General features: G+C 72.7%; 12 protein-coding genes, 1 tRNA gene and 1 pseudogene. 8 read left to right on the top strand and 6 right to left on the bottom strand.

All coding sequences use genetic code 11. The annotated features are described in order from the left end of the window. Positions 1–27: 27 nt before the first annotated feature. Positions 28–2,598: an ABC transporter permease gene (locus LCH29_RS18540; protein WP_446462845.1), complete on the bottom strand. Its 2,571-nt coding sequence runs from the start codon at positions 2,596–2,598 to the stop codon at positions 28–30. Next, positions 2,595–3,383 carry an ABC transporter ATP-binding protein gene (locus LCH29_RS18545; RefSeq protein ID WP_123106563.1) on the bottom strand — a complete coding sequence of 263 codons (789 nt, stop codon included), beginning with the start codon at positions 3,381–3,383 and terminating at the stop codon, positions 2,595–2,597. The genes LCH29_RS18540 and LCH29_RS18545 overlap by 4 nt, the downstream gene beginning before the upstream one ends. A gap of 576 nt (positions 3,384–3,959) precedes the next feature. Here LCH29_RS18545 and LCH29_RS18550 point away from each other — a divergent pair. After that, positions 3,960–5,496 (top strand): annotated as a pseudogene (locus LCH29_RS18550) (MFS transporter). A gap of 55 nt (positions 5,497–5,551) precedes the next feature. Here LCH29_RS18550 and LCH29_RS18555 read toward each other — a convergent pair. The 3 genes from LCH29_RS18555 to LCH29_RS18565 form a co-directional block, all read right to left on the bottom strand. Next, a complete protein-coding gene (locus LCH29_RS18555; protein ID WP_446462846.1) occupies positions 5,552–6,487 on the bottom strand; it encodes a cellulose-binding protein in 936 nt (311 codons plus the stop codon). Between the two features lie 214 nt (positions 6,488–6,701). Beyond that, entirely contained in the window at positions 6,702–10,103 is a 3,402-nt protein-coding gene (locus LCH29_RS18560; RefSeq protein WP_446462847.1) for an SUKH-4 family immunity protein, read from the bottom strand. After that, entirely contained in the window at positions 10,100–11,077 is a 978-nt protein-coding gene (locus tag LCH29_RS18565; protein WP_446462848.1) for an SMI1/KNR4 family protein, read from the bottom strand. The genes LCH29_RS18560 and LCH29_RS18565 overlap by 4 nt, the downstream gene beginning before the upstream one ends. A 196-nt stretch (positions 11,078–11,273) precedes the next feature. Between LCH29_RS18565 and LCH29_RS18570 the strand changes: the two genes are divergently transcribed. Then, a complete protein-coding gene (locus LCH29_RS18570; RefSeq protein ID WP_446462849.1) occupies positions 11,274–11,795 on the top strand; it encodes a YwqJ-related putative deaminase in 522 nt (173 codons plus the stop codon). After that, positions 11,792–12,292 (top strand): SUKH-3 domain-containing protein, encoded by a 501-nt coding sequence (locus LCH29_RS18575; protein ID WP_446462850.1) that lies wholly within the window; start codon positions 11,792–11,794, stop codon positions 12,290–12,292. Before LCH29_RS18570 ends, LCH29_RS18575 begins: the two co-directional genes overlap by 4 nt. A 335-nt stretch (positions 12,293–12,627) precedes the next feature. On the opposite strand, the gene LCH29_RS18580 is transcribed toward LCH29_RS18575, so the two are convergent. After that, entirely contained in the window at positions 12,628–14,001 is a 1,374-nt protein-coding gene (locus LCH29_RS18580) for a histidine kinase (RefSeq protein WP_446462851.1), read from the bottom strand. A gap of 247 nt (positions 14,002–14,248) precedes the next feature. On the opposite strand from LCH29_RS18580, the gene LCH29_RS18585 reads away from it, so the two are divergent. The 5 genes from LCH29_RS18585 to pth all read left to right on the top strand — a co-directional run bounded on the left by LCH29_RS18585 (position 14,249) and on the right by pth (position 18,475). Next, positions 14,249–14,320, top strand: a tRNA-Gln gene (locus LCH29_RS18585). A gap of 112 nt (positions 14,321–14,432) precedes the next feature. Then, the gene (glmU, locus tag LCH29_RS18590; protein WP_446462852.1) at positions 14,433–15,899 is read left to right on the top strand and encodes a bifunctional UDP-N-acetylglucosamine diphosphorylase/glucosamine-1-phosphate N-acetyltransferase GlmU; all 1,467 of its coding nucleotides are present in this window, start codon (positions 14,433–14,435) and stop codon (positions 15,897–15,899) included. A 74-nt stretch (positions 15,900–15,973) separates the two neighbouring features. Then, entirely contained in the window at positions 15,974–16,951 is a 978-nt protein-coding gene (locus tag LCH29_RS18595; RefSeq protein WP_446462853.1) for a ribose-phosphate diphosphokinase, read from the top strand. Between the two features lie 206 nt (positions 16,952–17,157). Further along, positions 17,158–17,757, top strand: a complete 600-nt coding sequence (locus LCH29_RS18600) for a 50S ribosomal protein L25/general stress protein Ctc (RefSeq protein WP_446462854.1) — start codon at positions 17,158–17,160, stop codon at positions 17,755–17,757. Positions 17,758–17,878: 121 nt separating this feature from the next. Then, positions 17,879–18,475, top strand: coding sequence for an aminoacyl-tRNA hydrolase (pth, locus tag LCH29_RS18605; RefSeq protein WP_446462855.1), 597 nt, complete (start codon positions 17,879–17,881; stop codon positions 18,473–18,475). Positions 18,476–18,491: the final 16 nt, after the last annotated feature.

Raw genomic sequence — 18,491 nt, forward strand, 5'->3', positions numbered from 1 at the left:
GAAGGGGCAGCCGTCTCTCCTCCCAGGTCAGTCCGTCGCGATGGCGTTGAGGATGTTCATCCGCGCCGCCCGGAACGCCGGGATCAGGGCCGCGATCAGACCCACCACGGCCGAGCCGATGAAGACCGTGATGATGGTCGGCCAGGGGATCTCCAGGGTCTTCAGCCCCTCCAGCGCCAGCAGCTTCTGCGCGGTCGCGCCCCAGCCCATGCCCAGGCCCAGACCGAGCAGCGCTCCGAAGAGGGCGATGACGACGGACTCCAGCCGGATCATGCGGCGCATCTGGCGCCGGGAGAGGCCGATGGCGCGCATCAGGCCGATTTCCCGGGTGCGTTCGACGACCGACAGGGCGAGGGTGTTCACCACGCCGAGGATGGCGACGATGATCGCGAGCGCCAGCAGTCCGTAGACCAGGTTGAGCAGCTGGCCGATCTGGTCCTTCATCTCCTTCTTGTAGTCGGTCTGGTCGCGGACCTTGACCGACGGGTACTGGTGCAGCTCGGCCTTGAGGGACGTGTACGCCGCCTCCTCCTGGCCGTCCTTCGCCTGCGCCAGCAACATGATGTCCGCCGGGATCAGCTTGGCGGGGACATAGCGCTCGACGGTGGTGATGTTGATGTAGAGCGCGCCCTTGTCCAGGCTCGTGTCGTCCGAGGTGATCGCCGCGACCTTGAGCTTGGCGGTGCGGCCCTCCTTGAAGGCGACGGTCAGGGTGTCGCCCTCCTTCACCTTGTGCTTCTTGGCGAAGCCCTCCGGCACCGACATGGCGTCCTTGCCGTACGCGGCGGCCAGGTCGCCCGAGACGACCGGGGTCCGCAGGTCGTCCGCGTACGTCGGGTCGGCCGCGGCCAGGTCCTTGGTGGCCGTCTTGCCGTCCGGCAGGGTGATCTTGGCGCCCTCGATCTCCTTGCGGTCGCTGACGTGCGTGAGGCCCGTGGCCCGGTGCGCCGCCTGTTCGATCTGCCGGGTGATCGGCTGGCCGGTGTCGGACTGGATGATGAAGTCCGCGCCGACCGACTTGTCCAGCTCGTCGGTGGCCGAGGCGACCATGGACGAGCCGACCACCGACAGGCAGGCGACCAGCGCCAGGCCGATCATCAGGGCCGCGCCGGTGGCGCCGGTGCGCCGCGGGTTGCGCAGCGCGTTGCGCTCGGCCAGCCGCCCGACCGGACCGAAGATCCGCAGCACGACGGTGGCGAGGGCCCGGACCACGAGACCGGCCAGCAGCGGGCCGATGACGATGAAGCCGATGAGGGTCAGCACCACGCCGAGGCCCAGGAACATCGAGCCGTCGACGGCCTTGTCGGCGTTGCCCGCGACGACCAGGGCCGCGGCACCGGCCGCGGTGAGCAGGGTGCCGATCGCGCCGCGGATCCGTCCGGCCTTGGTGTCCGCCGGGGTGCCCGCGTCGCGCAGGGCCGCCATCGGGGAGATCTTCCCGGCCCGGCGGGCGGGGATGTAGGCGGCGATGACGGTGACGACGATGCCGATGGTGAGGCCGACGATGGGCGTGGCGGGCTTCACCGTCAGCTGGTCGGTGCTCAGGTGCAGACCCGCGCTGCCCATGATCTTGATCAGGCCGACCGCGAGCCCGACGCCGCCGAGGACGCCGAGGATCGAGCCGACGACACCGAGGAGCAGCGCCTCGATCAGCACCGACCGGTTGATCTGCTTGCGGCTCGACCCGATGGCGCGCATCAGGCCGATCTCGCGGGTGCGCTGGGCGACCAGCATCGAGAAGGTGTTGACGATCAGGAAGATGCCGACCAGGACGGCGATTCCGGCGAAGCCGAGCATCGCGTACTTCATGACGTCCAGGAAGGAGCCGATGTCGCTCTCGGCCTCCTTGCTGGCCTCGGCCTTCGTCTGCACCTTGACGCCGGTGCCGAGCTCGGCGACGACGCTCTTCTTCAGCTGGTCGTTGCTGACGCCGGGCTGGGCGGTCAGCGCGTAGTTGGAGTACACACCGGGCGCCCCGAGCAGCTTGCGCTGCGCGGTGTCGGTGTCCATGTAGACGATGGTGGCGCCGGGGTTGGTCACCTGGAACGTGGCGATGCCGACGATCTTCGCGCGGAACTCACCGGGCACGGCGATGATCCGCAGCTCGTCACCGAGCTTCAGCTTCTTGGTGTCGGCGGTGTCGGCGTCGACCATCACCTCGGTGGGGCCGCGCGGCGAGTGACCGGAGGTGAGCTTCACCGAGCGGTGCTCGGTGGTGTCCCAGTTGGTGCCGATGGTCGGGGCGCCGGAGCTGGGCCCGATGCTGTCGCCCTTCCGGTTGACGACGGTGACCGACTGGCTGGTGGCGTCCCCGGTCACCGACTTGACGCCGTCGACCCGCTTCAGCTGCGCCAGCTCCGCGCCCGGCAGGGTACGGACCCGGCCCTGCCGGGTGTCCTTGTCGCTGGCCCCCTTCGGGCTGACCGTGACGTCGGACGCCGTGCTCGCGAAGAGCTTGTCGAACGTGGCGTTGGTGGTGTCGGTGAAGACGAGCGTGCCGCAGACGAACGCCACGGACAGCAGGACGGCGATCGCGGACAGCGCCATCCGCCCCTTGTGGGCGAGGAAGTTGCGCAGGGAGGTCTTGAGGACGGTCATGACACCCGTCCACGGGCATCGAAGTGCTTCATGCGCTCAAGGACGAGGTCGGCCGTGGGGCTGTGCATCTCGTCGACGATCCGGCCGTCGGCCAGGTACAGCACCCGGTCGGCGTAGGAGGCGGCTACGGGATCGTGGGTGACCATCACGATCGTCTGCCCCAGCTCGTCCACGGACCGCTTGAGGAAGCCCAGCACCTCGGCACCGGCCCGGGAGTCCAGGTTTCCGGTCGGCTCGTCACCGAAGATGATCTCGGGGCGGGCGGCCAGGGCGCGGGCCACCGCGACGCGCTGCTGCTGACCGCCGGACAGCTGGTTCGGACGGTGCTTCAGCCGGTCGGCCAGACCGACGGTCTGCACCACCCGGTCCAGCCAGGCGCGGTCGGGCTTGCGGCCCGCGATGTCCATCGGCAGCGTGATGTTCTCGATCGCGTTGAGCGTCGGCAGCAGGTTGAACGCCTGGAAGATGAAGCCGACCCGGTCCCGGCGCAGCTGGGTGAGCTTCTTGTCCTTGAGCCCGGTGATCTCGGTCTCGTCGATGAAGATCTGGCCCGACGAGACGGTGTCGAGCCCCGCGAGGCAGTGCATCAGCGTCGACTTGCCGGAACCGGACGGGCCCATGATCGCCGTGAAGCGGCCGCGGGCGATGTCCACGTCGACGTGGTCCAGCGCGACCACCCGGGTCTCGCCGGAGCCGTACGCCTTGACCACCTGGCGTGCCCGGGCAGCAACGGCCGTATGTCCTCCGCTGCCCCCGGTCTTGGGAATCGATACGGCCGTTGTCACGGTGTACTCCTCTTTTTCGTCTATATCGGATCCGGGACGGTCACACGTCCCCGATCGCCTGGTCGAGCGTGATGATGAGCCTCCCGGAAAGCGGCGGCCGGGACGATGAGGCCCGGCGCCGTCTTCGGGTGGGGCCAGCCCTACCCCCCCTCGGTCCTGCTGGCCGTAACCACAGTAGAGAGCGGTACACCCCGGCTCGTCCTTCCCCGGGACGAACCCCGGGTAGGAGGAAAGGCAGCCCATCCCCTAGGGGAGTAGGCCCTGAGGTGGAGCGCAACTCGGGGTCGACTCTGCACCCTCACGTAACGGAAGGCTCAAGTCCGCGGCCTCAACAGCCCTGATGCGTTCTTCCCCTGCCCTGAGGCGGCATGGAATGGTGGGTCGTACAAGAATTGGACACCAGAGCCGGCGCGGACCGGCGGAGGGAGCGCGCCACGGTGGGCGGCACCGCAGAGGGACCCGACGCGGGACTCCATATCCCCGCTCCCCGAGAGCCCCCCGCCCCGTAAGGACTCCCCGCCCCGTGGGGCAGCCCCCGCCACGCCCCGCGGACGCCGCCCCGTCGTCGCCGCGCTGATGCTCGCCATGGCGCTGACCGCGCTCGACTCCACCATCATCTCGACCGCCGTTCCGCAGATCGTCGGCGATCTCGGCGGCTTCTCCGTCTTCTCCTGGCTGTTCTCCGGCTATCTGCTCGCCGTCACCGTCACCCTCCCGGTCTACGGGAAGCTCTCCGACACCTTCGGCCGCAAGCCCGTCCTGGTGGCGGGCACCATCGTGTTCCTCATCGGATCGCTGCTGTGCGCCGGAGCCTGGAACATGGCCTCCCTCATCGCCTTCCGCATCGTCCAGGGGCTGGGCGGCGGGGCACTCCAGGGCACCATCCAGGTGGTCGCCGCCGACCTCTACCCGCTCAAGGAACGCCCCAGGATCCAGGCCCGGCTCTCCTCCGTCTGGGCCCTGTCCGCGGTCACGGGCCCCGCGCTCGGCGGAGTGCTCGCCGGGTACGCCGACTGGCGCTGGATCTTCCTCATCAACCTGCCGATCGGGGCACTCGCCCTCACCCTGATCGTCCGCCATCTGCACGAACCGGAACGGCGGCGGGCGACCCGGCCCCGCATCGACTGGGCGGGCGCCCTCACCATCTTCGCCTGCGGCGGACTGCTGCTGACCGCGCTCGTCCAGGGCGGAGTGGCCTGGGGCTGGCTCTCCGCCCCCTCCCTCGCGCTGCTCACGGCCAGCGCCGGATGCGCGGCCCTGACCGTGTGGATCGAACGGCGCCGCCGAACCCATCATTCCGGGCTGGGTGTGGCGGCGGCGCACCATCTCGGCGGTCAACCTCGCGCTCGGCGCGCTCGGTCTCCTCATGATCGCCCCGACCGTCTTCCTGCCCACCTACGCCCAGTCGGTGCTGGGCCTCGGGCCGATCCCCGCCGGATTCGTGCTGTCCGTGATGACCCTGAGCTGGCCCATCTCGGCCGCCCTCAGCAGCCGCGTCTACAACCGCGTCGGCTTCCGGAACTGCTCGATGATCGGCATCGGCGCCGCCGCGCTCATCCTGGCCGCCTTCCCCCTGCTCCCCTATCCCGGAGCCGACCCCGGCGCCGCCTGGCAGCCCGCGCTGATCATGCTGCTGCTCGGCGCCGCGCTCGGGCTCTTCCAGCTCCCGCTGATCGTCGGCGTACAGTCCTCCGTCGGCTGGGCCGAACGCGGCACCGCCACCGCCTCGATCCTCTTCTGCCGCCAGGTCGGCCAGTCGATCGGCGCGGCCCTGTTCGGCGCCGTCGCCAACGCGACGCTCGCCTCCCGGCTCGCCGCCGCCCCGTCCGGCATCCGCGACGGGCTCCCCGGCGACCTCGACTCGGTCTCCCACGCCCTCGACCGCCCCGGTGCCCTCAGCGCCGGGGCCGCCGACTATCTGCGGCGCGCCGTGGACACCGCCGTCGACCACGTCTACCTGGGCGCCGCCTCCGCGGCCGTCCTCGCCCTGCTGGCCCTGCTGTTCCTCGCCCCGCGCCGCTTCCCGGTCCGCGCCGAGGCGGGAAGCGGAACGGAAGCGGAAGCGGAGTCCGTCGCCGACCCGCTGACGGCGAATCCCGCCCGGGAGACCTGATCCGGGCTCCCGGACTCCTGGGCTGCTGGGCTGCTGGGCTGCTGGGCTGCTGGGCTCAGGTCTCGGGGTGCGGGCGCGGCTGCGGGTGCGGGCCGGAGGCGGCGTCCTCCGAGACCGGCTTGCCCGTCAGGGCCGTCAGGCTGCCGCGCACATGCTCCAGATGCGCCTTCAGCTCCTCGCGCCGCTCCACGTGTTCGCGCAGCGTCCGCTCCGTCTCCCGGGCCAGCCGCTCCTCCCGGGCCCTGGCCTGCGCGATGATCTCCGCCGCCTGCGCCTGCGCGTCCTCCTGGCGCAGCCGCGCGGCCTGGTCCGCCATCGCGTACTCCCGCTTGGCGTCCGCCAGCCTGGCCTGGGCGTGCTCCTCCATCTGGACCAGCCGCGCCGTCATCGCCGCATCGCGCTCGACCAGCTCATGACCGGCCGCCTCCCACCGGTCCGCGTGCTCCCGCTCCTGCTCGGCGAGGATCGCCGCGGTACGCCCGCGCATCTCCTTCAGCGCCGCCAGAGACTCGCTGCGCCACTCCTTGACGTCCCGGCGCGAGGCCGCGCGCACCTCCTCCACCTCCGCCTGCGCCGCCTCCAGGGTGCTGCGCGCCGATGCCTCGGCGGCCTCCCGCACCCGCTCGCCCTCGTCGCGGGCGGCGTCCCGGACGACCCGGGCGGCGGCCTGCGCGGCCTCCCACTCCTCCTGCGCCGCCGCCTCGGCCGCGGCCCGCAGACAGCCCACCTCCTCCTCGGCCGCCATCAGGATCAGCTGCGCGCGGTCGCCCAGCGATTCGTACGTCTGGGGGGCCAGCTGGGCGATCACCTCACGCAGCCGGTCGGCGTCGGCGGCCAGCTCGTTGGCGAGAACGGTGAGGCGCGCGGCGCGTTCCCACGCCGCGTCACGCGCCTCGGACAGCTCCGCCACATAGCGGTCGACCTGCGCGGGACGGTAGCCACGGCCCCGTCCGCCGATGGTGAAGCCATGACGTGACACCGATGCGCCCATCCTTGGAACCCCTTAGTCCGGTAGGCAACGCGCTCCGGCGCACATCTTGATGGATGGGGTCTTATCGCCCATAACGCGACACTCCGCCCATCTCCCCGGCCGGGGCCCGCCCGGGTACCACAACGACAAGGCGCCCGCCCCCGTCACGGGGGTCGGGCGCCTCGATGGGGCGCGCGCTCGGCGCGCTCCGGCTATATCGGGGTTACGGCGGGACTCAGAGCAGACCGTCCCACATCTGCTCCAGCAGCACGGCCCACCAGTTGTCCGGCGCGGACAGGGCGGCCGGGTCCAGCGCCGCGAGCTGCGCCTGGAAGTCGACGGTCCAACGGCCCGCCTGCTCCGGCGTCAGCCCGTACCGCAGCCGCCACATGCGGCCCAGCAGCCCCATGCAGCGCACGAACTCCGGCAGACCGGTGTTGACGAACTGCGCCGGCACCGGCTGCGGCGCCGCTTCCAGCGGCACCGCCACGATGTGCGCCGTGCCGTACTGCACGCACAGCTGACGGCCGAAGTCGTTGCCCATCACCAGGTACGACCCCGCGTCGGCCGCGGGCTGCACGCCGCGCTCCGCCGCGAGCTCGGCCAGCGTCGGCACCGGGCGCCCCTGCTGCGCCTGGGCCCAGAAGAACGGGCCGAAGTCCGCGGGCAGCCCCGCCCACACCAGGGTCTGCGCCACCACGTCCGGTACGCCCTGCCGCGACACCGCGCGCTGGTCGAACCGGACGATGCCCTGCGGCCCGAACGCCTGGCCCAGCTCCTGCGCCAGCCCCTCCGGCGGCACCGGCGGAATCGGCTGCACCTGGCTGGGGTGCGGCAGCGGCACCCGGTTGGGCGCCGGGCGGGCCGGGCCGTCCGCCACCTGGTGCAGCTCGCCCTGGTGCTCGATCAGATGCCGTACGCCCTGCTGCCGGGTCGCGTGGTCCCGCCCGTACGGGGCCGTGTGGCTGATCCGCACCTGCGGCCACGACTCGCGGATCATCCGCGCGCAGTAGCCGCCCGGCAGATCACACGACTCCAGCTCGGTGTGCAGCTCCAGCACCTGCTGCGGCGGCACGTTCATCGCCCGCAGCTCATGCAGGATCTGCCACTCCGGGTGCGGGGTGCCGGGCGCCGAACGACGGATCAGCTGCTGCTCGGAACCGTCCTGCGCGCGGTAGCGGAGGACGGCCATGTAGCCGGGACCGACGGTCGGCATCCCGGCGGGGGGCGGCGGATACGCGTACCCGCCGCCGGGCCCGGGCGGCATGCCGGGCGGCGGTGTGCCGGGCTGCGCCACACCGTGCGGCGGAGTGATGCCGGGCACCGGCGGACCGGCGGGCGGCGGCATGTTGGGGACACCGGGCGCGCCCGGGGCGCCGGGGGCGCCGGGCGGCGGTGGGGCCTGGCCACCGGCCAGCATCGTCGCCGCCGCGTGCACCCCACCGCCGGGGGCGCCGGGGGCTCCGGGCGCGCCCGGAGCGCCCGGCGCCCCCGGGAAGGGGCCCGGCGGGGGCGGCGGCGTGGGCGGACCACCCGCACCGGGGACGCCGGGAGGGCCGGGCGGCTGCGGGCCGGATGGCCCAGCCTGCCCCGGGGAGCCCGGAGCACCCGGCTGGCCGGGAGGGCCGGGCGGACCAGGCGGACCGGGAGGACCGGGAGGACCGGGAGGCGGCGGAAAGCCGGAAGCGCCGGGGCCGGACGGCGGCTGGCCGGGGCCACCCGCCAGCATCGTCGCCGCCGCGTGCACCCCACCACCGGGGGCGCCGGGGACGGAGGGCGGAGGCGGCGTCTGCCCACCGGGCGGCGCCTGACCGGGAGCACCGGGAGCACCAGGCGCGCCGGGGGTGCCGGGGGTGCCGGGAGCGCCCGGACCACCGGCCAGCATCGTGGCCGCCGCGTGCACCCCACCACCGGGAGTGCCGGGGGCGGGAGGCGGAGGCGGGGTCTGCGGACCGTTCTGCCCGCTCTGCCCGCTCTGCCCGCCGGGAGCACCCGGGGTCCCGGGAGTGCCCGGACCGCCCGGGATGCCGCTGCCCACGCTGTCGTCCAGCTGCGAGACCAGCTGCGTCGGTACGTACCCCCCGGCCGGAGCGCCCGGGGCGCCGGGGCCGGAGGGGCTCGGCGGCGGAGGCGTGTGCGGCCCCGCACCCGGCCGGGCGCCGGGCGTGCCCGGCGCACCGGGCGGCGGCGGGGTCGTCGGGCCGCTCGGCCGCCCCGCCTTGTGGGTGGCGGCATCCGCGATGTCGCCCGCGCCGGGGGACGCGCCCGAGGACGCGTCGGAACCGCCCGCCGTCCCCGGGAAGTCGAAGGGCGGAGAGACGGCGGTGGGCGGCAGCGCGCTGCCCGCCGACATCAGTTCGGTCTTGGCGTCGGGCCCCACCCCCGGGACCGGGGTGTCCTCGTCGTCCGAGCCCGCGAGCGGCGGGGCGAACACCGTGGCGGGCGGGGCGACCGAGCGATCGCCGTCGTCACTCGCGGAGTTGGTGTCGGCCCACGGCGTACCGGCGCCGGGCGTGGCCGGGCCCTTCGGCGTCTCACCGGAAGCGGGCGACGCGGGCGCCGACGGGGCGGGCGGGGGCGGAGCCCACGGGCTGCCGCCGCCGGGTGCCGGGGCGGCCGGGGGCTGGGGCGCGTCGGCGAGCGGCCGCGCCACCCCGTCCGACGGCCAGTCGTCCGCTTCGCTGTCCCGCCGCGGCGGCGTCACGCCGCCGGGACGCCAGTCGTCCACCGGCTGCGGCGGAGGCGGAGCGGACGGGGGCGCGGCGGGCGCGGATGCGGCCGCCGCGTCGGTGCGCGGACGTGCCACCCCGTCCGACGGCCAGTCGTCCACCGGGCCCGGCGCGGGCACGGCGTCGCGCGGCTCGGCGCCACCGGGCGGCGGCGTGGGAGGACCGTTACGCCAACCCTCATCGGCCGAACCGGAAGCCGAAGCGGAACCGGACACGGGCGACTCGCTGCGCGGCGACGGCACGCCGTCCGAGGGCCAGTCGTCCACCGGCCGCGACGCGGGCGCGGCATCGCGCGGGCCATCACCGGGCGGTGGCGCGAACGCGGGCGCGGACCCGGCGTCGCCGCGCGGTGACGGCACGCCGCCGGAAGGCCAGTCGTCCACCGGCTCGGGCGCGGCTGCGTCCGGGCGCGGCGACACCGCGCCATCCGACGACGGCCAGTCATCCACCGGCTCCGGCTCCGGCGCGCCCGTCGCCGGAGCCGACCGCTGTGCGGGCACGTCCGGCGCGTCCTCGCCCCCGCTCATCGCGTCCGCCGCCTCCTGGAGCCACTCCGGCGGAGTCAGCAGGAAGGACGTCACGTTGAGGTCGATGCGCTGCTGCCGCCCGGCGGTCTCCTGGGCGCGGTCGTCGTTCGCGCCGTACTCCTCCTCGTACCGGCGGATCACCTCGCCCACCGGCAGCCCGGGCCACAGCGTGGTCTCCCCGCTGTCCCGCGCGATCACCAGCCGGGCGCCGTCCACGGGCGCGCCCGAGACCGCTCCGTCCGGGCGGTCCTCGGCCCAGGCCACGAAGCCCAGGTCGAACTCCCGCACCCGCACCTCGCGCTGCTGGTAGGCGGGCACCTCACCGTTGATCCAGAGTTCGGCGCGCTCCTGCGCCTGTGCGAAGGTCACCATCGCGCTCACCCCTCCACGGGTACGGCGTACGCGAATCCGCCGTCCACCATCAGGTTCGCCACGGTCTCCAGCTCCGGCGGATTGCCCGCGAGCCGCAGCAGGAAGGCGTCGAAGTCCTCGCCGCACGGCAGCATCAGGCGCTCCACCCGCTCCCGGACCGTCCAGCCGTCGCGGTCCCGCGCGTCGTCGTACGCGCAGAACCACACCGAGCCGATCGCGTCCCCCTTCACCTTCACCGCGATCACCCCGCCCTGGGCGAAGCCCACGCCCAGGTAGTCCTTGGTGAAGTGGTCGCGCAGACACTTGTTGACATAGACGAGGTCGTTGACCGCCGCCTCGTCGCGCACCGTGAAGAACGGCTGGTCGACCAGGAGTCCCAGCTCCGGGTCGAGCGCCGCGCCCACCGGTGCGCAGCCGCCCGCCGCCTTCAGGAACGCGCGGTACGACTCCGGCAGCCGGTAGCCGAGGTCCTCCTCGACGCCCAGCACCTGCTCCTCGGTGGCCGAGAGCCCCCGCACCGGCAGCCCGAAGTGGACCGGCCGGGTGTCCTGCAACGGGCGGGTGCCGCGCTTGTCCTGGTCCACCGGGGCCGTCGCGAGCCCGCCGTGGTGCCGCAGCAGCGCCTTGACCTCGACCGGGATCAGCTCCATCCGGCGGCCGCCGGGGACGTGGTGCCACGTCCAGCCGTGCGGAGTGGCCACCGCCGAGGCGTCGTTCCACAGCTCATGGCCGGAGGCGTGCAGCGCGGCGTTCGCCGAGACGTAGTCGGTCAGCCGCAGTTCGTCGACCCCGAACCCCTCCGGGGGCTCGGCGATTTCGGCGGCCGCGCGGGCGTACGGCGAGAAGTCCGGAAAGCCGTTTTCGTCCACCCGGACGCCCATGGGGTGGCGGGCGGCCCGAACCGGATCCGGGAAGTGCACGACCTGCCCGGCGTAGGCCGTGTTCGGTGGCGCGGCATGCTGCCCGAGCCGACCTGTCGTCATGGCGGTTGCCCCCTGCTGATGCTGGCGTATGGGGCACAGCCTATGCGGTGGCGCCACAAGCGGAACCGGTCGGCCACCACCCCGGCCGCCCACCTGGGCCGACGCACCCGGACTACCGCATTTCCCGTCGCATTTGGCAGGCTGATCTTTCGCAACCGGGGGATTGCGGTGGATTGCACAGGGAGGGACCCACCACATGCACATCACGCAGAGCAACGGGGGCGGCGACGGAGCCGCCACCGCGGCCAGCGACCCCCGGCTGAGATGGAGCAGCGTCGACCCCGACGCCGGTCCGCCTCCGCTGCACCACCGCCGCGACACGCTCCTGCCCGCCGTCGCCGCCGCGCTCTCCGTCCGCGGCGAGACCCTGACCTGCACCGGAGGCAAGGCCGACCAGGCACCCACCCTCCACCCCCTGGTACAGGACTTCCTCGACGCCCTCACCAGCGGGCAGCGCGAACGTTTCACCGGACGCTGCCCCGAAGCGGTCCTGCTCTCCCGCCATCTGACCGCCGTCGAGGCGAGCCGTTCCAAACGCGCGGCCCGAAAACCCCTCACCCACGGTGAGGCGCGCCGCTCCCTCAAGCAGTCGAAGCTGACCGCCCGCCGGATCCGCGAGGCGGGCGACCCGCAGCACGGCTCGTACGCCCCGCCCTGCCTCTCCTGCACGGCGATGCTGGGCCACTTCGGCGTACGGGTGGTGGGTGAGGAAGCGTGACCCGCCCCATCGACCGCACCGACACCACCCGCTTCCCCGTCCCCGTCGACGCCGCCCTCCGCGAGGCGGGCTGGCAGCCGGGCCGCTGGGACATGGAGCGCGCCGAACGCTGGGCGGACACCCTGTCCACCCACACCTCCCCCGCCGGGCACCGGCACACCGTCTTCCCGGCCGCCGTCGAAGCCTGGGCCGAATTCGGCGGACTGCACGTCCAGCCGCCGGGCAGCGGCCGCCAGATCGCCCCCACTCCGTTTCGTATCGATCCGCTGCATGGTCTCCACCTGGCTCGTACGTTGGGCGACTTGGGACGCGCGCTGGAGACCGAGGTCTGCCCGCTGGGCGAAGAGGCCGACGGGCAGGGGCTGCTGACCATCGACGCGGAGGGGCGGGTCTACAGCCTCGACCACACCGGTGACTGGTATTTGGGCGCCACGCTTGACGCTGCGCTGGGCACGCTGATCACGGGCACGCTTCCGCCGCGGCTCTCCAGGGCGTAGCCCTGGGCCCGTCGTTCGTCCGCGGCGCCGTCGTGGCCGCCCCTGCGGTGACGCGCCGTTGCACGTCACGCCGTCGGCCGACCGCGGCGCGGTCGTGGCCGGTCGCGCAGTTCCCCGCGCCCCTACGGCAACCCGCCGTTCCTCCTCACGCCGTCAGCCGACCGCGGCGCCGTCGTGGCCGCCCCTACGGCAACCCGCCGTTGCACGTCACGCCGTCAGCCGACCGCGGCGCCGTCGTGGCCGCCCCTACGGCAACCCGCCGTTGCACGTCACGCCGTCAGCCGACCGCGGCGCCGTCGCGGCCGGTCGCGCAGTTCCCCGCGCCCCGGGGGGCGCTATGCGGTCCTGGCGCGGTCGGGCTCGGGCGCGCGGGTGCGGTCCGGGATGACCGCCGAGACGCGGAAGCCACCGGCCTCCGTCGGGCCCGAGACGAAGCCGCCGCCCAGCGTCGACACCCGCTCCTTCATCCCGACCAGCCCGTTGCCCCCGCTCGGCAGCCCGGCGTCCGCCGCGCCGCGCTCCGAGGGACCGTTCTCCACCAGCACCGCGATCTCGGCGCCGCGGTGCGCCAGACGGATCCGGGTGCTGGCGCCCGGGGCGTGCTTGTGCACGTTGGTCAGCGCCTCCTGCACCACCCGGTACGCGGTCTGCTCCACCCGCGCCGCGTACCGCCGCTCCTCGCCCTCCACCGACAGGTCCACGGCCATCCCGGCCGCCCGCGACTGCCCGACCAGCGCCTCCAGCTCCGCCAGCCGCGGCCCGCCCGCCTCCACATCCGTGTCCTCGGGGGGCTCCGTGGCCGACGCCGTCGCCGCCTCGGCAGCCGCCGAGGCGGCGACCGCCACCGAGGCCAGCGGCACCGGCTTCTGCTCGGCCGGGGCGTCCGACCGCAGGACGCCCAGCATCTGCCGCAGCTCGGTCAGCGCCTGCCGCCCCATGTCGCCCACCAGCGCGGCGTTCTTCGACGCCTTCTCCGGGTCCTTGAGCGCCACCGCCTGGAGCGCCGCCGCGTGCACCACCATCAGGCTCACCCGGTGCGCCACCACGTCGTGCATCTCGCGCGCGATCCGGGTGCGCTCCTCGTTGCGCGCCCACTCGGCCCGCTCCTCGGCCCGCTCCGCGAGCAGGGACAGCTCGCGCTCCAGGCCGTCCGCCCGCTCCCGCAGGCTCTCCACCAGCCGCCGCCGGGCCCGGACGTACAGCCCGAGCAGGACGGGGGGCGCGGTCAGCGCCAGGGTGATCGTCAGCGAGAAGAGCGGGGCCTCCCACAAGGCCGAGCCCCAGTCGGCCTGTGCGTTGTCCTGCCGGAAGCGGATCATCGTGACGAGGAACGTTCCGGCACCCGCCATCCCGGCCAGCACCGCCGAGATCCGGCGCGGCACCTCGGACGCGGCGAGGGTGTAGAGCCCGACGACGCCGAGCAGCAGCCCCATCTCCGCGGGGGTGACGGCGATCGATATCAGCACCACGGCGATCGCCCAGCGCCGCCGCAGCACCAGGGTGGATCCGACGATCAGCCCGAGCAGGACACCGAGGGCGACCGGCATCCGGGCGTCGTGCGCGAATCCGACGCCCTCCGCGGCGCATTCAACCGCCGACGCGACGCCGAGCATGATGTCCAGCACCATGCTGCGCCGCCGCGACCACCACCATGGGCCGCCGGGTGCGCCGCGCGCACTCGTGTCCTCAGATGCCCCCGTCGCACTCATAGCGACCAGACTACGGCCGCGCGCCAGCCCTTTTCCGGGGGACACGGCCGCATGTGTCTCACTCGAACAGTCCGTATATCAACGGTTTTAACTCGAACGGTTGAATCGAGCATGTTTTCGATCGGACGTCCGCGTCACGACCGGGCGCACCGACCCATACCGTCGCGTCGAGGGCGGCCGGTACGGCATAGTGGTGGGGACCAAGTCGATCGCCCGCACAGGGTGTCCGACTTGGATCCGTTTGCCATCCCCTGTGGTGTAATTGGCAGCACAGTGGCTTTTGGTGCCATTAGTCCGGGTTCGAGTCCTGGCGGGGGAGCCCTCTTCACGGGTCCCGGCCTTCACGGTCGGGACCCGGAGTCGTTTCCGGGGGGAAACCTCTCGGTATCCTGCGGGTGTCCACCCCCTACCCGAAGCCGAAGGGCACACCCGTGAGCGCCAACCGCCCGGCAGCCGTCGTCGTCCTCGCAGCGGGTGAGGGCACTCGCATGAAGTCGGCGACCCCCAAGGTTCTGCACGCCATCTGCGGCCGGTCCCTCGTCGGGCATGTCGTCGCCGCCTCCCGCGAGCTCTCGCCCGAGCACCTGGTGGTCGTGGTCGGCCATGCCCGGGAGCAGGTCTCCGCGCATCTGGCCGAGATCGACGCCGACGCCCGCACCGCCGTCCAGCACGAGCAGAACGGGACCGGGCACGCGGTCCGGATGGGCCTGGAGGAGCTGTCCCACAGCGGTGTGGCGCTCGACGGCACCGTGATCGTCGTCTGCGGCGACACCCCGCTGCTGACCGGCGAGACCCTCAAGCAGCTCGCCGGGGCGCACTCCGCCGACGGAAACGCGGTGACCGTCCTCACCGCCGAGGTGCCCGACGCCACCGGCTACGGCCGCATCGTGCGGGACCAGGCGTCCGGCGCCGTCACCGCCATCGTGGAGCACAAGGACGCCACCGACGCCCAGCGCGCGATCCGCGAGATCAACTCCGGCGTCTTCGCCTTCGACGCCCAGCTGCTCACCGACGCGCTCGGCAAGGTGCGGACCGACAACAGCCAGGGTGAGGAATACCTCACCGATGTGCTCGGCATCCTGCGCGAGGCCGGGCACCGGGTCGGCGCGTCGGTCGCCGCCGACCACCGCGAGATCGTCGGCATCAACAACCGGGTGCAGCTGTCCGAGGCCCGCCGGCTGCTCAACGACCGGCTGCTGGAGCGCGCCATGCTCAGCGGCGTCACCGTGGTCGACCCGGCCACCACCTGGGTCGATGTGACGGTCACCGTCGAGCAGGACAGCGTGATCCACCCCGGCACCCAGCTGCTGGGCACCACGCACCTGGCCACGGGCGCCGAGGTCGGCCCCAACTCGCGGCTCACGAACACCACGGTCGGCGAGGGCGCGGTGGCGAGCTTCACCGTGGCGCAGGACTCGGTGATCGGCGCGGGGGCGTCGGCGGGTCCGTACGCGTATCTGCGCCCCGGTACCCGGCTGGGCCCGGGGTCCAAGGCCGGTACGTACGTGGAGATGAAGAACGCCGAGATCGGCGAGGGCACCAAGGTGCCGCACCTGTCCTATGTGGGCGACGCCACGATCGGCGACTTCAGCAACATCGGCGCCGCCAGCGTCTTCGTGAACTACGACGGTGAGAAGAAGCACCGTTCGACGATCGGCAGCCACTGCAAGACGGGTTCGGACAACATGTTTGTGGCTCCTGTCACAGTGGGAGACGGGGCGTACACCGCCGCCGGCTCGGTCATCACCAAGGATGTGCCCCCGGGTTCGCTCGCCGTCGCACGCGGCCAGCAGCGGAACATCGAGGGCTGGGTCGCTCGCAAGCGCCCCGGGAGCGCAGCGGCGCAGGCGGCCGAGGCCGCCGCTGCCGCGCGCCAGGAGGACGAGGGCGGGCAGTGACCTGCGGACCGGTGCGCCCATCCGGGGGCGTACCGTAAAAGCGCGCACCAAAGTGACATCCAAGGAGACGTGACGTGACCGGGATCAAGACGACCGGCGAGAAGAAATTGATGCTCTTCTCCGGCCGCGCCCACCCCGTGCTGGCCGAGGAGGTCGCCCACGAGCTGGGCGTCAGCCTGGTCCCGACCAAGGCATTCGACTTCGCCAACGGCGAGATCTACGTCCGCTTCCAGGAGTCCGCGCGCGGCGCCGACTGCTTCCTGATCCAGAGCCACACGGCTCCGATCAACAAGTGGATCATGGAACAGCTCATCATGATCGATGCGCTGAAGCGGGCCTCCGCACGCTCCATCACGGTGATCGTGCCGTTCTACGGCTACGCCCGCCAGGACAAGAAGCACCGTGGCCGGGAGCCCATTTCGGCGCGGCTCATCGCCGACATGCTCAAGACGGCGGGTGCCGACCGCATCCTCACGGTCGACCTGCACACCGACCAGATCCAGGGCTTCTTCGACGGCCCGGTGGACCACCTCTTCGCGCTGCCGGTGCTCGCGGACTACGTGGGCGCCAAGGTCGACCGGTCGAAGCTGACGGTCGTCTCGCCGGACGCGGGCCGCGTGCGGGTGGCCGACCGCTGGTGCGACCGGCTGGGCGCGCCGCTGGCGATCGTGCACAAGCGGCGGGACCCGGACGTGGCGAACCAGGTCACCGTCCACGAGGTCGTCGGTGACGTGCGGGGCCGGGTGTGCGTCCTGGTCGACGACATGATCGACACCGGTGGCACGATCTGCGCCGCCGCGGACGCGCTGTTCGCGAACGGCGCGGAGGACGTGATCGTGACGGCCACCCACGGGGTGCTGTCCGGCCCGGCCGCGGACCGGCTGAAGAACTCCAAGGTCAGCGAGTTCGTGTTCACCAACACGCTGCCGACGCCGGGCGAGGTCGAGCTGGACAAGGTCACCGTGCTGTCGATGGCGCCGACCATCGCCCGCGCCGTTCAGGAGGTCTTCGAGGACGGCTCCGTGACCAGCCTGTTCGAGGAGCACGCCTGATGGGCTTAACCGCGGACCGACCCAGCTGAGGCCACTCCCGGACGGGGTGGCCTCAAGCCTGGGGCGACCGTTGGTAGACTCGTGGGGTTGCTCGGCGAGGGAGGCTGTGGTTCACACAGCTCGTCCGTTATCGACGCGCTCTTCGTAGCAGGTCTGTCGTGGGCCGGGTGACGGCCATCTGTAAACGATCTACGAGGAGTGCCCCCATGGCCGAGGTCAAGATTCCCGCCAAGCCCCGCACCGAGTTCGGCAAGGGTGCGGCCCGTCGCGCCCGCCTGGCCGACCGGGTTCCCGGTGTCGTCTACGGCCACGGTGCCGAGCCGCTGCACGTCACGCTTCCGGCGTACGACCTGCTGATGGCGCTCAAGACCCCGAACGTCCTGCTGCGCCTGGAGATCGAGGGCGGCAAGAGCGAGCTGGTCATCCCGAAGGCCGTGCAGCGCCACCCGATCAAGATCGGCATCCTGGAGCACGTCGACCTGCTCCTGGTGAGCAAGGGCGAGAAGGTCACCGTCGAGGTGCCGATCCACACCGAGGGCGACCTGGCCCCGGGCGCCAACCTGCTGGAGCACGTGCTCAACGCGCTGCCGGTCGAGACCGAGGCCACCCACATCCCCGAGGGTGTCACCATCTCGATCGCCGGTCTGGACGCGGGCGACACCATCTACGCCAAGGACATCACGCTGCCGAAGGGCACCACCCTGGCCGTCGAGGACGACGCGCCGGTGCTGCACGTCGTCGCCGCGCAGGCCGAGGCCCCGGAGCCGGAGGCCGCCGAGGGCGAGGGCGAGGGCGCCGAGGCCTGATCCGCCTCGTTCCGCATCGCTTGGCGACCGCCGTCCCGCTGCTGCCAGCGGGGCGGCGGTCGCGTATGAGCGCGGTCGCGTATAAGAGACCACTGGGCACGAAACTCAGGAGAACGAGACGATGAGCGACGCAGACGCGAGCAGCCCGTGGCTCGTGGTGGGCCTGGGCAACCCCGGCCCGGAGTACGCGGCCAACCGCCACAACGTCGGCTTCATGGTGGCCGAGCTGCTGGCCGAGCGGATGGGCGGGCGCTTCAAGGCGCACAAGTCCCGGGCGCAGGTGGTGGAGGGGCGCATCGGGCCGCCCGGTCCGGGCAGCCGACGGGTGATCGTCGCGAAGCCGATGTCGTTCATGAACCTGTCGGGCGGACCGACGACCGCGCTGCGCGACTTCTACAAGGTGCCGGTGGGTCATGTCGTGGCGATTCACGATGAATTGGACATCGATTATGGCGCGCTGAGGCTGAAACTCGGTGGCGGTGACAATGGCCACAACGGGCTGAAGTCGATCACCAAATCGGGGGGCCCGGACTACTTCCGGATCCGCTTCGGCATCGGCCGTCCGCCGGGCCGGATGGATGTCGCGGCGTTCGTGCTGAAGGACTTTTCCGCCGCTGAGCGCAGGGAGTTGGACTACTTCGTGGACCGCGCGGCCGACGCGGTGGAGACGCTCATCGTGGACGGGCTGGAGCGCGCGCAGGGCACCTACAACTCCTGAACGGCACTCGCGCAGC

This window comes from Streptomyces sp. BRA346 (genome assembly GCF_052851135.1).

Excerpts from the sequence above, each read along its gene's own strand:
- LCH29_RS18540 (WP_446462845.1), bottom strand. The coding sequence starts at position 2,598 with ATGACCGTCCTCAAGACCTCCCTGCGCAACTTCCTCGCCCACAAGGGG.
- LCH29_RS18555 (WP_446462846.1), bottom strand. The coding sequence starts at position 6,487 with ATGGGCGCATCGGTGTCACGTCATGGCTTCACCATCGGCGGACGGGGC.
- LCH29_RS18565 (WP_446462848.1), bottom strand. The coding sequence starts at position 11,077 with ATGACGACAGGTCGGCTCGGGCAGCATGCCGCGCCACCGAACACGGCC.
- LCH29_RS18570 (WP_446462849.1), top strand. The coding sequence starts at position 11,274 with ATGCACATCACGCAGAGCAACGGGGGCGGCGACGGAGCCGCCACCGCG.
- LCH29_RS18580 (WP_446462851.1), bottom strand. The coding sequence starts at position 14,001 with ATGAGTGCGACGGGGGCATCTGAGGACACGAGTGCGCGCGGCGCACCC.
- LCH29_RS18600 (WP_446462854.1), top strand. The coding sequence starts at position 17,158 with ATGGCCGAGGTCAAGATTCCCGCCAAGCCCCGCACCGAGTTCGGCAAG.
- pth (WP_446462855.1), top strand. The coding sequence starts at position 17,879 with ATGAGCGACGCAGACGCGAGCAGCCCGTGGCTCGTGGTGGGCCTGGGC.